General features: G+C 70.5%; 10 protein-coding genes. 7 read left to right on the top strand and 3 right to left on the bottom strand.

All coding sequences use genetic code 11. The annotated features are described in order from the left end of the window. Nucleotides 1–80: 80 nt before the first annotated feature. Entirely contained in the window at nt 81–1640 is a 1560-nt protein-coding gene (locus AB0E78_RS17210) for a ricin-type beta-trefoil lectin domain protein (protein ID WP_361833002.1), read from the bottom strand. 122 nt (nt 1641–1762) lie between these two features. On the opposite strand from AB0E78_RS17210, the gene AB0E78_RS17205 reads away from it, so the two are divergent. The 4 genes from AB0E78_RS17205 (at nt 1763) to AB0E78_RS17190 (ending at nt 6936) form a co-directional block, all read left to right on the top strand. Next, the gene (locus tag AB0E78_RS17205) at nt 1763–3175 is read left to right on the top strand and encodes a class II fumarate hydratase (protein WP_361833000.1); all 1413 of its coding nucleotides are present in this window, start codon (nt 1763–1765) and stop codon (nt 3173–3175) included. A 90-nt stretch (nt 3176–3265) separates the two neighbouring features. Next, nucleotides 3266–3952, top strand: coding sequence for a DUF402 domain-containing protein (locus AB0E78_RS17200; RefSeq protein ID WP_361832998.1), 687 nt, complete (start codon nt 3266–3268; stop codon nt 3950–3952). 127 nt (nt 3953–4079) lie between these two features. Continuing rightward, nucleotides 4080–4811: a methyltransferase domain-containing protein gene (locus AB0E78_RS17195; protein ID WP_361832996.1), complete on the top strand. Its 732-nt coding sequence runs from the start codon at nt 4080–4082 to the stop codon at nt 4809–4811. Between the two features lie 55 nt (nt 4812–4866). Next, on the top strand, nt 4867–6936 hold the full coding sequence (locus AB0E78_RS17190; protein ID WP_361832994.1) for a SpoIIE family protein phosphatase: 2070 nt from the start codon (nt 4867–4869) through the stop codon (nt 6934–6936). A gap of 86 nt (nt 6937–7022) precedes the next feature. On the opposite strand, the gene AB0E78_RS17185 is transcribed toward AB0E78_RS17190, so the two are convergent. Beyond that, on the bottom strand, nt 7023–9287 hold the full coding sequence (locus AB0E78_RS17185; protein ID WP_361832992.1) for a transglycosylase domain-containing protein: 2265 nt from the start codon (nt 9285–9287) through the stop codon (nt 7023–7025). 262 nt (nt 9288–9549) lie between these two features. On the opposite strand from AB0E78_RS17185, the gene AB0E78_RS17180 reads away from it, so the two are divergent. From AB0E78_RS17180 to AB0E78_RS17170, 3 genes are all read left to right on the top strand, one after another. Then, nucleotides 9550–10077 carry a PadR family transcriptional regulator gene (locus AB0E78_RS17180; RefSeq protein ID WP_361832990.1) on the top strand — a complete coding sequence of 176 codons (528 nt, stop codon included), beginning with the start codon at nt 9550–9552 and terminating at the stop codon, nt 10075–10077. Continuing rightward, nucleotides 10074–10760 carry an ABC transporter ATP-binding protein gene (locus AB0E78_RS17175; RefSeq protein WP_361832988.1) on the top strand — a complete coding sequence of 229 codons (687 nt, stop codon included), beginning with the start codon at nt 10074–10076 and terminating at the stop codon, nt 10758–10760. Before AB0E78_RS17180 ends, AB0E78_RS17175 begins: the two co-directional genes overlap by 4 nt. Before the next feature lie 107 nt (nt 10761–10867). Beyond that, nucleotides 10868–13183, top strand: coding sequence for an FtsX-like permease family protein (locus AB0E78_RS17170; RefSeq protein WP_361833777.1), 2316 nt, complete (start codon nt 10868–10870; stop codon nt 13181–13183). A gap of 36 nt (nt 13184–13219) precedes the next feature. On the opposite strand, the gene AB0E78_RS17165 is transcribed toward AB0E78_RS17170, so the two are convergent. Beyond that, nucleotides 13220–14158, bottom strand: coding sequence for a LysR substrate-binding domain-containing protein (locus AB0E78_RS17165; protein WP_361832986.1), 939 nt, complete (start codon nt 14156–14158; stop codon nt 13220–13222). Between the last annotated feature and the right edge of the window lie 25 nt (nt 14159–14183).

Raw genomic sequence — 14183 nt, 5'->3', positions numbered from 1 at the left:
GGGGTGCGGGGAACTGCGCGCCCAGCCACGACACACCCGCAGAAGCAGGCCCGCCAGGTAGGTCAGGGAGCTCAGGGAGCTCAGGCGAACCGCTGGTTCGCCGCCCCCGTGCACTTCTGGAGCCGCAGCGGCTCCTTGGCCCCCGCCAGGGTCAGGCAGAGCCCACTCGCGTCGGCGGGCCGCAGGGTCCCCGCCTCACGCACGAACTTCTGGTTGGCGCCGCCGTGGCAGTTCCACAGCGTCACGGCGGTGCCTTCCTTCGCGGTGCCCGGGACGTCGAGGCAGCGGTCCTGGGTCAGGCCGGTGTGCAGCGACTGCCGGCCACCGGCGCCGCCGTCGTACCACCAGGTCTGGTTGCGGTTGCCGGTGCAGTCCCAGCCCTGGACCTTGGTGCCGTTGCGGCTCTTCGAGGCGTCGACGTCCACGCACGTCCCCGTGCCCGCGTTCTTCAGCGGCTTGTACGCGTCGTCCCATCCGCCCTGGTAGAGCTTCGGGCTGCCGGTGCTCGCCGGGTCCGCGCAACCGCCCTCGCTCCAGCCCGAGTCGTAGAGCTGGGTGAGGCAGGAGGCGAAGGCCGCGTGGCCGCGGGCGTTGGGGTGGAAGGACTGGCGGACCGAATTGGAGTCCGGCGGGAACGGGTTGGAGAGCTCCACGTAGAGACCGCGCGCCCAGGTGTCCTCCATGCAGACCTCGTGGCCGTGGAAGAGGCGGGAGTTGTCGAGGTAGGTCGCGCCCGCGGCCTTGACCGCCTTGCGCATGCCGGTCTCGAAGGCGGGGACGGCGTAGTTGCGGCCCCACTCGGTGTCGGAGTCGTAGCCGAGGCCGCCGCAGACCAGCTTGCCCGGGAACGCGGGGTTGTCCTTGAAGTCCGGGCCGATCGGGCTCGGGTAGCCCATGACGACCAGCTTGTAGTCGTCGCCCGCGTAGCCCGCGTCCTTCATGACGGTCTTCAGGTCGCGGATGGACTGCTCGACCTTGGGCACGAGCGCGTCGACCCGCGCCTGCCAGCCGGGGGTGTACTTGCCCGCGCAGGAGCCCTGGCTGAGCAGGAAGCGCGTCACGCAGTCGGTCATCACCGGTGCGAACTCGAGGTCGTCATTGGCCCCGATGACCAGCATGACCGCCTTGATCTTCGTGTTGCGCGCCTTGATGGCGAGGTTGTCGCTCTGCACCAGCTCGTCGGGGTACTGCTTGCTCCCGCCGATCTTGATGTTCGCGGTCTGGGCACCCGAGCAGGCGACGTTGTACGTCACGTCCGCGGGGATGCCGGTGCGGTGGATGGCGGCGTCCGGGGAGCGGTGGCACCAGTTGTCGGGGCCGTCGGTGCCGGGTTCGTACGTGCCGACGCCCTCACCCGAGATCTCGCTGTCGCCGAGCGAGATCAGCCCGGTCTTGCGGTCGGCGAGCGGACGCTCGGCCGGGTCGCCGTAGAGCTTGGTGGCCTCGGCCGCCCGGATCTTCTCCAGCTCGGGCGACAGGGGCGTGGACGAGGGGGCCGCGGGTGCGGCGCTCCCCCGGGCCGTACCGTCCGCCGCCTGCGCGGGCGTGCCCGCGACGGTGCCGAGCACCGCCGCCATCGCCACAGCCGCCGCGAACGTGCCACGAAGCCTGCCCTGGTGGCCGCGTCTGATGCGCTTCATTGCGCCTCCCCGGTTTGGTGTTACCCACGGTTTTTACTGGTCAGTAAGAGCCTTGGGAATACCTAGAACAAGACAAGTGCTCAACTTTTCATCGAGGTTTGACGGAGAGGTAGGTTCGTGGCATGACCAGCGACGCCAGCGCAAGCGCAAGCGGTGAGTACCGGATCGAGCACGACTCCATGGGCGAGGTACGGGTCCCCGCACACGCCAAGTGGCGGGCCCAGACGCAGCGCGCGGTGGAGAACTTCCCCGTCTCCGGGCAGCGCCTGGAGCGTGCGCACATCGCCGCGCTGGCCCGGATCAAGGCCGCGGCGGCGACGGTGAACGCGGACCTCGGGGTGCTCGACAAGGACGTCGCCCAGGCGATCGCGGACGCGGCCGCCGAGGTGGTCGACGGCCGCTGGGACGAGCAGTTCCCCGTGGACGTCTTCCAGACCGGATCCGGCACGTCGTCCAACATGAACACGAACGAGGTCCTGGCGACGCTGGCCTCGGAGCGCCTCGGCCGTGACGTCCACCCGAACGACCACGTGAACGCCTCCCAGTCGTCGAACGACGTCTTCCCCTCCTCGATCCACATCGCGGCCACCGGGGCCGTCACGCAGGAGCTGATCCCGGCGCTCGACCACCTGGCGACCGCCCTCGAACGCAAGTCGGCGGAGTTCGCCGACGTGGTGAAGTCCGGGCGCACGCACCTGATGGACGCCACGCCCGTGACGCTCGGCCAGGAGTTCGGCGGCTACGCGGCCCAGATCCGGTACGGCATCGAGCGGCTCAACGCCTCACTGCCGCGCCTCGCCGAACTGCCGCTGGGCGGCACGGCGGTGGGCACCGGCATCAACACCCCGCCCGGCTTCTCGGCGGCCGTGATCAGCGAGGTGGCGCGGGCCACGGGCCTGCCGCTGACCGAGGCCAGGGACCACTTCGAGGCCCAGGGCGCGCGGGACGGGATCGTCGAGACCAGTGGGCAGCTGCGGACGATCGGCGTCGGCCTCACGAAGATCGCCAACGATCTGCGCTGGATGGCCTCGGGGCCGCGGACCGGCCTCGCCGAGATCAACCTGCCCGATCTGCAGCCCGGTTCCTCGATCATGCCGGGCAAGGTGAATCCGGTCATCCCGGAGGCGGCCCTGATGGTCGCCGCGCAGGTCACCGGCAATGACGCGACGGTCGCCGCGGCGGGCGCCGCCGGCAACTTCGAGCTGAACGTGATGCTGCCGGTCATCGCCAAGAACGTCCTGGAGTCCGTGCGGCTCCTCGCCAACGTCTCGCGGCTCCTCGCCGACCGGACGGTGGACGGCATCACCGCGAACGCCGAGCGGGCCAGGGAGTACGCCGAATCCTCGCCCTCGGTCGTCACTCCGCTGAACAAGTACATCGGTTACGAGGAGGCGGCGAAGGTCGCCAAGAAGTCCCTGGCCGAGCGGAAGACGATCCGGGAAGTCGTCCTCGAAAGCGGCTATGTGGAGCGGGGCGACCTCACCCTGACGCAGCTGGACGAGGCACTGGACGTACTGCGCATGACGCATCCGTAGCGACTGTCGCGGCAGCTGTTCCAGCAGCTGTCTCCTTTACGCCCGGACACGTTCTGAAGAGTTTGTCCGGGCGCCGACTAATATCTCTGCATGACAGACCTCACCACGCCGCCAACGACGAGCAGCGAAGCGGCACACTGGGCCCCCGGCGCCCAGGTGCTGTGGCGGTACAAGGAGAACGCCGGGAACGGGATCCACATCTGCCGGCCCGTCACGGTCGTGCAGGACACCGAAGAGCTGCTCGCCGTATGGATGGCCCCCGGCACCGAATGCGTGAAACCCGTCATCGCCGACGGGACTCCCGTGCACCACGAGCCGCTCGCCACCCGCTACACCAAGCCGCGCGCGCTGCGCAGGGACCGCTGGTTCGGCACCGGAGTACTGAAGTTGGCCCGCCCCGCGGAGCCGTGGTCGGTGTGGCTGTTCTGGGATCCGGGATGGCAGTTCAAGAACTGGTACGTGAATCTTGAGGAGCCGCGCGCCCGTTGGGCCGGAGGTATCGATTCCGAGGATCACTTTCTGGACATCTCCGTGCGGCCCGACCGGACATGGCAGTGGCACGACGAGGACGAGTTCGTCCAGGCCCAGCGCTCCGGACTGATGGGAGCGGAGAAGGCGCGGCAGGTGCGGGCCGCCGGGGACGCCGCCATCGAGGTGATCCACGCGTGGGGACTGCCGTTTTCGGACAACTGGCCGCACTGGCGCCCCGACCCGGACTGGGCGATTCCGGCCCTTCCGGATGACTGGGACCGCACGCCTGCGCATGTGACGTCATGAGACCCTTGATGCGCCCCCATGGTTCAAACGTAGGATCGTCCTCCGCAAGGGCGCACAGCAGCAACTCAGCAGCAACTCCCTGAGCTTGCGCGTTGCCTGACAGGATGTCATCGAAGGGCGGCAGAACGTGAGCGATGCGAGCCGGTTCGACCGGTACGGCGGGCCTTTTGGCGTGCTGCCCGACCGGACGGGGCAGGCCGAGGCCTTCGACGCCATCGGTCAGTACTACGACGACGCCTTCCCGCGCAAGGACGGCCAACTGGCCGCCGGGCGCTGGCTGTCCGACGCGCTACCGCCCGGGTCGCGGGTGCTCGACGTGGGCTGCGGCACCGGCGTGCCGACCGCCCGTCAGCTCGCCGATGCCGGGCACACCGTGCTCGGCATCGACCTCTCCTCCGGCATGCTCGCCCTCGCCAGGAAGAACGTACCGGGTCAGAATGCCGAATTCCGGCAGCTCGACGTGGCGGCGCTGCGGGCCGAAGGCCCGGAAGGTGTGGGGAAGTTCGACGGGATCGCGGCATTCTTCGCGCTCTTGATGCTGCCGCGCGCCGAGATCCCGTACGCTCTGCGGCTGCTGCACGGACTGCTGCGCCCCGGTGGCCTGCTCGCGCTCTCCATGGTCGAGGCCGACCTGGACGACGCGGGAATTCCGTTCCTGGGGCACACAATCCGGGTATCCGGATACCTGCGGGGCGAACTGCGCCAGGTCGTACGTGACGCGGGCTTCGACATCGTCGAGGAGGACACGTACTCGTACACCCCGGCGAGCACCGACGTTTCCCCAAGCTCTCCACTTCGTTCGACCAGGGGAGGCCCCAACCCCGAGCACCAGCTCTTCCTGCACTGCCGACGCGGCTGACCAACGTAGCCACCGGACACCAAGGCGCAGCCCCGGACGGACGGATTCGAAACGCGTGACGGAGCACTCCATCCCCGACGAGGGCCGGCAGCCCCGAGCTGCCCGGCCCGCCGCCCCCGCGGATCCCCGCGGGGCGCAGGCGCGTGCCCCGAAGGCGCGGGACACCCCGGGCGCGGTCGCTTTACCCGCTCAGGCCCAGGCCCGGGCGGGCGACTCCACGGCGAGCCCCAGCGACGAGCACTCCCAGTCGTCCGGGGCCTTCGGGCAGCAGCCCGACCCGCACCGGCCGCGCCCCGACCAAGGGGCCGGGCAGGGCGGGCAGGACATCCCTGACGGCGTCCCCCCGGGCGCCCCCGGCGGTGAGGAGAGGCGTACGGGACAGCCACGGCCGCCGGGCTCCGGCCCCGCGGCGATGCGACGCGACGGCGACCGGCTGCGTTTCGTGGGCGCCGCGACCCGGCGCATCGCCCGCGGCATCGACCTGGACGAGATCGTGATGGGCCTGTGCCGGGCCACGGTGCCGACGTTCTCCGACGCGATACTGGTCTATCTCCGCGACCCGCTGCCGGTCGGCGAGGAGCGGCCCAGCGGTGCGCTCATCCTGCGCCTGCGCCGCACCGACCGGCTGCGCTCGATCGAGGAAGGAGCGGAGGAGCCCGACACCGAGAGCGGCACCCTGCCCGCCCTCCAGGTGCAGACCGACCTCGTGACGACCGCCGAGCTGTGCGAGGTGCTGCCCGGCGGCGCCCTCGCCGAGGTCCTGCGCGGTGTGCGCCCGGTCTTCGCCGACGCCCCCGCGGCCCGCGCCGCACTGCCCGAACTGCTCGGCGAGGGACGCGCGGTGCCCTCCGGGCAGCGGACGATCCTCGCGCCGCTGCGGGGCAGGCGCCGGGTGATCGGCGCCGCGGTGTTCCTGCGCCGCCCCGACCGGCACGCTTTCGAGGCCGACGACCTCCTGGTCGCCGCCCAGCTGGCCACGCACAGCGCGCTCGGCATCGACAAGGCCGTGCTCTACGGCCGCGAGGCGTACATCGCCGACGAGCTGCAGCGCACGATGCTGCCCGAGACCCTGCCGCGCCCGACCGGTGTCCGCCTGGCGTCCCGCTATCTCCCGGCCGCCGAGACGGCACGGGTCGGCGGCGACTGGTACGACGCGATCCCGCTGCCCGGCAGCCGGGTGGCGCTCGTCGTGGGCGACGTCATGGGGCACTCCATGACCTCGGCGGCGATCATGGGCCAGCTGCGGACCACGGCCCAGACCCTGGCCGGGCTCGACCTGCCGCCCCAGGAGGTCCTGCACCACCTGGACGAGCAGGCCCAGCGGCTCGGCTCGGACCGGATGGCGACCTGCCTCTACGCGGTCTACGACCCGGTCGCGCACCGCATCACCATCGCCAACGCCGGGCACCCGCCGCCCGTCCTGCTGCACCTGGGCGGCCGTGCGGAGGTCCTGCGGGTGCCGCCGGGCGCCCCCATCGGCGTGGGCGGCGTCGACTTCGAGGCCGTGGAGCTCGACGCCCCCGCGGGCGCCACGCTGCTGCTCTACACGGACGGCCTCGTCGAGTCCCGACTGCGTGACGTGTGGACCGGCATAGAGCAGCTGCGCGAACGGCTCGCCGCCACCGCCCAGTTGACGGGACCGGACCACCCGCCGCCCCTTGAGGCCCTATGCGACGACGTCCTGGACATGCTCGGCCCCGGCGACCGGGACGACGACATCGCGCTGCTCGCCGCCCGCTTCGACGGCATCGCGCCCAGCGACGTCGCGTACTGGTTCCTGGAACCGGAGGACGCCACTCCGTCCCGCGCGCGTCGCCTGGCCCGCAGCGCCCTGGAGCGGTGGGGCCTGGAGGAGCTGAACGACTCCGTGGAGCTCCTGGTGAGCGAGGTCGTGACGAACGCCGTGCGGTACGCCACACGCCCGGTGACGCTGCGGCTTCTGCGCACGGACGTCCTGCGCTGCGAGGTCGGCGACGACGTGCCGCAACTGCCGCGGCTGCGGCAGGCGCGGGCCACGGACGAGGGCGGACGCGGCCTCTACCTGGTCAACAAACTGGCCCGGCGGTGGGGCGCGACGCGGCTGAGCACCGGCAAGGTCGTGTGGTTCGAGCTGAACCACGGCTGAACCACTGCTGAGCCCGGAGCAGTGCACGGCGAAGGGGCCCGGAAGCAGGTGCTTCCGGGCCCCTTCGTGTGGCGTGTGGCCGTCCGTCAGTCCCTGTTCGGCCGCCCGTTCGGGTTCTCCGGGATGTCGATGGTGGTCGTCGGGTCCGGGTCCTCCGGGTCGTCCGTCGGCTCCTGCGTCGTCGGGTCGTCCGTCGGCTCCTGCGTCGTCGGAGTCTCCGTCGGCTTGTCCGTCGTCGGGTCGTCCGTCGGCGGCTTCGTCGTCGGGTCCTTGGTCTCCGAGGGCTCCTCCGTCGGCTCCTTCGGGGCCTGCGTCGTCGGGTCCGGCGGCGGCGCGATGGCCGCGCCCATGGAGGTGTCCAGGTCGAACTTGCTGGGCGAGCCCATCGCGTCGAAGGTGTACGCCGCCCAGATCTGCGCCGGGAAGCTGCCGCCGTCGACACGCGGCAGGCCGCCCGCGCCCTTCATGGAGACCTGCTTGCTCTGCTCGGCGGTGCCGGCCGCGCCCTCGCCGAACAGTCCGACGGAGGTGACCAGCTTCGGCGTGTAGCCGGTGAACCAGGCCGACTTGTTGTCGTCGGACGTACCGGTCTTGCCCGCCACGTCCTGCACCGGGCTGCGCACCGCACGGCCCGTGCCGTCGTCGACCACGCCGGTCAGGACCGAGGTGAGCGAGTCCGCGGTGCCGCGGTCGACGACGTTCTCGCCGATCGGGTCCGGCATCTCGATCGAGCGGTCCTTGTGCTCGACGGAGGCCACGATCGTGGGAGTGACCTTCTTGCCGTGGTTGTCGAGCGTGGCGTAGACGCCCGCCATCTCCAGCGGGCTCGCGCCCATGGTGCCCAGGGTCTGCGCGGGCACGGCGGGCAGACCCTCGACGTCCATGCCGAGCTTGCCCGCGGTCTCCAGGACGTCGTCCATGCCGACGTCCACGCCCATCTGCGCGAAGACGGAGTTGATGGACTTGTTCATCGCCTTCTGGACGGTGACGGGGCCGTAGCTCTTGTCGTCCTCGTTCGGCGGCGCGAAGCCGACGTCGCTGCCCTTGACCGGGCGCTCGCTGGTGCCGTCGTAGATCGTGTTCGCCGTGATCGGCTGGCCGGACTGCGTCGTGGAACCGTTCTCCAGGGCCGCGGCCAGGATCAGCGGCTTGAAGGTGGAGGCCGGCTGGTAGTCGCGCCGGGTGGCGTTGTTCGTGAAGTGCTTGACGTAGTCCTGGCCGCCGTACATCGCCAGGACCTTGCCGGTCTTGGGGTCGACGGACGCGGCGCCCGCCTGCACCCGGGCGTCGGCCTTGCGCTTGTCCGGGTCGAGCTGGTCGTTCAGCTTCTTGTCGACGGCCTTCTCCAGAAGCTTCTGCTTCTTCTTGTCGATGTTGAGCGTGATCGTGTAGCCGCCCGCGTCGAACTGCTTCTCACTGAGGTGGCCGGCCTTCATGACCTCGTCCTTGGCCGCCTTCACGAGGTAGCCGGTCTGACCCTCCAGGCCGGGCGCGGCCTTGGGCGGATCCGGCTTGGCGAACTTCAGCCCCTCGCGCTCGGCCGCGGGCAGCCAGCCCTCTTCGACCATGTTGTCGAGCACGTAGTTCCAGCGCGCCTCGACCAGCTTCTTGCTGGCGTCCGTGGCCGACGTCCAGTCGTACTGACTGGGGGCCTGGAGGAGAGCGGCGAGGTAGGCGCCCTGCGAGACGCTCAGCTTCTCGGCGTCGATGCCGTAGTACGCCTGGGCCGCGGCCTGGATGCCGTAGGCACCCCGTCCGTAGTAGCTGGTGTTGATGTACCCGGCGAGGATGTAGTCCTTGCTCTTGTTCTGGTCCACCTTCAGTGAGATGACCAGTTCCCTGAACTTACGGGTCACCGTCTGGTCCTGCGTCAAGTAGTAGTTCTTGACGTACTGCTGGGTGATCGTCGAGCCGCCCTGCTTGCCCTTGCCGGTGACGGTGTTGATCAGGCCGCGGGCCGTGCCCTTGAAGTCGACGCCTTTGTCCTTGTAGAAGGACTTGTTCTCGGCGGCCACGAAGGTGCGCTGCACCTTCTTCGGCACCTTGTTCAGGTCGACGACCTCGCGGTTCAGCTCGCCGGTCCTGGCGATGACGTCGCCGTTCCTGTACTTGTAGACGTTGCTCTGGAGCTTGGCCGCGGCGTTGCCCTCGGGTACGTCGACCATCATGTAGAGGATCACGAAGCCGAGCATGCCGAGCAGGCAGAGTCCGAAGAACGTGCCCAGGATCTTCTTCAGGGTGAAGAAGCGGCGTATGCCCGTGCGCTTGGGTTTGCCACCGCCGGCGGGGCGCACGCGCGCTGCCCGGCGCGCGCCGCGCTGCCGCGCTTGTCGCTCTTCCGCTCGGCCCATGAGAGTAAGTGCTCCGCTTCGTCTCGTTCGTGTGTCCGATGGCTGGCAAGTCAGCTCAAGAAGCTAACACCGCACCTAGGGACAAAGGACTGCCGATCCGGTCTTTTCCGGACGTGACAATCAGCACCTGCCCCATAGGAACCGGTGACTCCCCGAGTTAACCGACGGTCCTGGGGCCCAGAAGGTTGCCCGCATTTCGAACCTGTGAGCTCCCCGTGACCGGTATACATGGCGGGTATACACACCGTGTAGAGTGCTCCGCATGTCCATCGGTCACACCCTCCTCGGCCTCCTTGAGTCGGGCCCGCGCCACGGCTACGACCTCAAGCGCACCTTCGACGAGAAGTTCGGTCACGACAAGCCACTGCACTACGGGCAGGTCTACTCGACCATGTCCCGCCTCCTGAAGAACGGCCTCGTCGAGGTCGACGGCATAGAGGCGGGCGGCGGCCCCGAACGCAAGCGGTACGCGATCACCGAAGCCGGCATCACCGATGTCGAGCAGTGGCTCGCCACCCCGGAGAAGCCCGAGCCCTACCTCCAGTCGACCCTCTACACGAAGGTCGTCCTCGCGCTCCTCACCGAGCGCGACGCCTCGGAGATGCTCGACGCCCAGCGCGCCGAGCACCTGCGCCTGATGCGCATCCTCACCGACCGCAAGCGCAAGGGTGACCTCGCCGACCAGCTGATCTGCGACCACGCGCTGTTCCATCTCGAAGCCGATCTGCGCTGGCTGGAGCTTGCCGCCGCGCGCCTCGGCAGGCTCGCCCAGGAGGTTCGCTCCGCATGACCCCCGCCGGTTCCCTCCTCACCGCCTCCGGGCTGCGCAAGACGTACGGTCCGACGACCGCGCTCGACGACGCCGAGTTCTCCATCCACCCCGGCGAGGTCGTCGCCGTGATGGGCCCCTCCGGCTCCGGCAAGTCCACGCTTCTGCACTGCCTCGCGGGGATCGTGAAGCCCGACTCGGGCTCCATCACGTACAACGGCCGCGAGCTCACGGGCCTGCCCGACACCACGCTGAGCGCCCTGCGCCGCAGCGAGTTCGGCTTCGTCTTCCAGTTCGGGCAACTCGTCCCCGAGCTGACGTGCGTGGAGAACGTCGCGCTTCCGCTGCGCCTGAACGGCGCCAAGCGCAAGGACGCCGAGGCGACCGCCCGCACCTGGATGGAGCGCCTGGAGGTCGAGGACGTCGCCGCCAAGCGGCCCGGCGAGGTCTCCGGCGGCCAGGGCCAGCGCGTCGCCGTGGCCCGCGCGCTCGCCACCAGCCCGCGCGTGCTCTTCGCCGACGAGCCCACCGGCGCCCTGGACTCCCTCAACGGCGAGCGCGTCATGGAGCTGCTCACCGACGCCGCGCGCTCGACGAACGCCGCCGTCGTTCTGGTCACCCACGAGACGCGGGTCGCCGCCTACTCCGACCGCGAGATCGTCGTACGCGACGGCAGGTCACGGGACATGGAGCGGGCGATATGAGCCTCGACACCCGCGCCAAGGCCGCCACGGGCGCCCGGCCGCCGCTCGCCGACGACACCGCGGCTGTGTCCAAGGGGGGACCCCGCGCCTTCGTCCGCGATCTCGCCATGGGTATCCGGTTCGCCGTCGGCGGCGGCCGCGAGGGCTGGACCCGCACCCTCCTGACCGCGGTCGGCGTCGGCCTCGGTGTGGCCCTGCTGCTCGGCGCGGCATCCGTGCCCAACCTGCTCCAGAACCGAGAGGACCGCTCGGTGGCCCGCTCGGCCGAGGGTCAGTTCTCGGGCAAGAAGGTCGAGCGGTCGGACTCCACGGTCCTGCAGCGCGACGTTCCCACCGACTTCCGCGACAAGCCGGTGAGCGGCCGCGTGCTGCGCGCCGAGGGCTCGCACCCGGCCCTGCCGCCCGGCCTGAAGAAGATCCCGGCGGACGGCGAGATGGTCGTGTCGCCCGCCCTGCGCGAGCTCCTCGGCAGCTCCGAGGGCGCCCTCCTCAAGGAGCGGTACAGCCAGTACCGCGTCACCGGCACCATCGGCGACGCCGGCCTGACCAACCCCCAGGAGCTCTACTACTACGCCGGTTCCGACGCCCTCACCCCGGCCAAGGGCGGCCACCGCGTCGAAAGCTTCGGCTACAAGGAGCCCGCGGAACCCCTGGACCCGATGCTGGTCGTCCTGGTGGTCCTGATCTGCGTGGTTCTGCTGACCCCGGTGATCATCTTCATCGGCACGGCGGTCCGCTTCGGCGGCGACCGGCGCGACCGGCGTCTCGCCGCGCTGCGTCTCGTCGGCGCCGACGCCCACAGCGTGCGGCGGATCGCGGCGGGCGAGGCCCTGTGCGGCGCGCTGCTCGGCATGGCAGCGGGCGGTCTGTTCTTCCTGGGCGTGCGCGAGGTGATCGGCACGCTCGATGGGTGGAAGATCAGCGCCTTCCCCTCCGACGTGGTGCCGGTGCCCGCCCTCGCCGTGCTGATCCTGCTCGCCGTGCCGGTCACGGCCGTCCTGGTCACGCTGATCTCGCTGCGGGCCGTCTCCATCGAGCCGCTCGGCGTCGTGCGCAGCAGCAAGCCCCGCAAGCGCCGTCTGTGGTGGCGCATCGTGATGCCGCTCCTCGGCCTCGGGATCCTGCTGGCCGCGGGCCAGGTCGGCGGCGACATGGCCCCGCCGGTCCTCGCCATCGGCGCGGGTGCGACGCTCACCCTGGTGGGCCTGGCCGCGCTGCTGCCCTGGCTCGTCGAGGCGAGCGTGGCGAAGCTGCGCGGCGGCGGCCCCATCCCCTGGCAACTGGCCACCCGCAGGCTTCAGTTGAGCAGCGGTACGGCGGCACGGGCCGTCAGCGGCATCACCGTCGCGGTGGCGGGCGCGGTCGCCCTGCAGATGCTGTTCGTCGCGATGCACGACGACTTCAACCAGGCGACCGACAACAATCCCGGCCGCGCCAAGCTGGTCGTCACGGCCGACGTCGGCGACGGCGAGCTCGCCGAGCGGATGATCGACACGTTCCGCACGACCAAGGGCGTCGAGAAGGTCATCGGCACGGTGTCCACGTACGTCGTCAAGCCGGGCAAGCTCAAGAATGCGGACGACATGCGGCCCACCACGGAGCTGACGGTCGCCACCTGCGCGAACCTGCGCGAGCTCGCCCACATCGGCAGCTGCGAAGACGGCGACACCTTCGTCGTGCACACCGGCACCGCGATGGACAAGTGGGTCGACAAAGCGGCGCGCCCCGGCAAGCCGGTCGACCTGAACGCCATCAGTTGGGACGAGCCCGGCCACCGGCACGCCCCGTGGACGCTGCCCGCCGACTCCCGCACGGTCAAGGCCCGCTCCGACCCGGGCGGCGAGCTGCACAACGGCATCTTCGCCACGCCCGGCGCGATCGACCTGTCCAAGATGGCCGAAGCCGCCACGACCGCGATGATCAAGGTCGACCCGGACGTCCCGGACGCCGAGGAGTACATCCGCAACGCCGGGGCGCACGTCGACCCGTTCCTCGACGTGCGGACGCTGCGGGCGATCGAGCGCGACAAGCAGTACGCCACCATCCAGAAGGGCCTGCAGATCGGCGCGATGGCGACGATGGCGCTGATCGCGGCGTCCATGCTGGTCTCGATGATCGAGCAACTGCGGGAGCGCAAGCGCCTCCTTGCCGCGCTCACCGCGTTCGGCACGCGCCGCGCGTCGATGGCCTGGTCGATCCTGTGGCAGACCGCGATCCCGGTCGCGATCGGCCTGGCGCTCGCCGTGGCGGGGGGCATCGGCCTCGGCTGGGTCATGGTCCGCATGATCCAGCACTCGGTCACCGACTGGTGGCTGTTCGCGCCCCTGACGGCCGCGGGCGCCGTCCTCGTCGCGGTCGTGACGCTGCTCAGCCTGCCGCCGCTGTGGCGCATGATGCGCCCGGACGGCCTGCGCACGGAGTAACTCCCCCGCCAGAAGCGGTACGTTGCCGGTGCGGGGTCACAACACCCGCACCGGCAACGGCTTCACTGCCCCCCGCATCGCGGCGGCGAGTGCCTCGTACTCCGCCGCCCGCGCGGCCCCCGTACGCATCGCGAGGGCGATGCGCCGGGTCGGCGCCGGGTCCGCGAAGAACCCGGTGAGCAGCTGATTGCTGCGGCTGGTCTCGACGCGGACCGCGGTGCGCGGAAGCAGTGTCACACCGAGCCCGCCGGCCACCAGCTGTACGAGGGTGGAGAGCCCGGCGGCGGTCGTGGTCACCGGGGCGTCCGCGCGGCCCGCCTCCCGGCAGATGTCCAGGGCCTGGTCGCGCAGGCAGTGCCCCTCGTCGAGCAGCAGCAGGTTCAGCTCGCGCAGGGCGTCGCGCGGAATGCCCTCGCGCCCGCCGAGCCAGTGGTCCAGCGGCGTGACGAGCACGAAGTCCTCGTCGAACAGCGGCAGTTCGGTGACGCCGGGCATACCGAGCGGCACGGCGAGCAGCAGCAGGTCGAGGCGTCCGGCGCCGAGCCCCTCGATGAGCGAGGACGTCTGCTCCTCGTGCACCTGGAGATCGAGGTCCGGGTACTTCTCGTGGACGAGCCCGATGAGCGTGGGCAGCAGATAGGGCGCCACGGTCGGGATCACGCCGAGCCGCAGCGCGCCCGTGAACGGGGCGCGCACCGCGTCGGCCTCCTCCATCAGCGCCCCGACCGCGTCGAGCACGGCCCTGGCCCGCACCGCGAGCCGCTCACCGGCCGACGAGAGCAGCACCTTGCGGGTCGTACGCTCGAGCAGGGTGACACCGAGTGTCTCCTCCAGGGCGGAGACGGCGCCGGAGAGCGCGGGCTGGCTCATGCCTATTGCTACCGCCGCGTCCCTGAAGTGCAGGTGCTCGGCCACGGCCGCGAAGGCGCGCAGCTGCGCCAGACTGGGCTGTTTGCCCCTATTTATGGCCGCCACTAATAGCCACCTCCGATCAACAGGA

This window comes from Streptomyces sp. NPDC032198 (genome assembly GCF_040636975.1).
GTDB lineage: Bacteria > Actinomycetota > Actinomycetes > Streptomycetales > Streptomycetaceae > Streptomyces.
The sequence above is the reverse complement of the archived record's forward strand: the minus strand, read 5'-3'. Positions and strand labels throughout refer to the sequence as shown.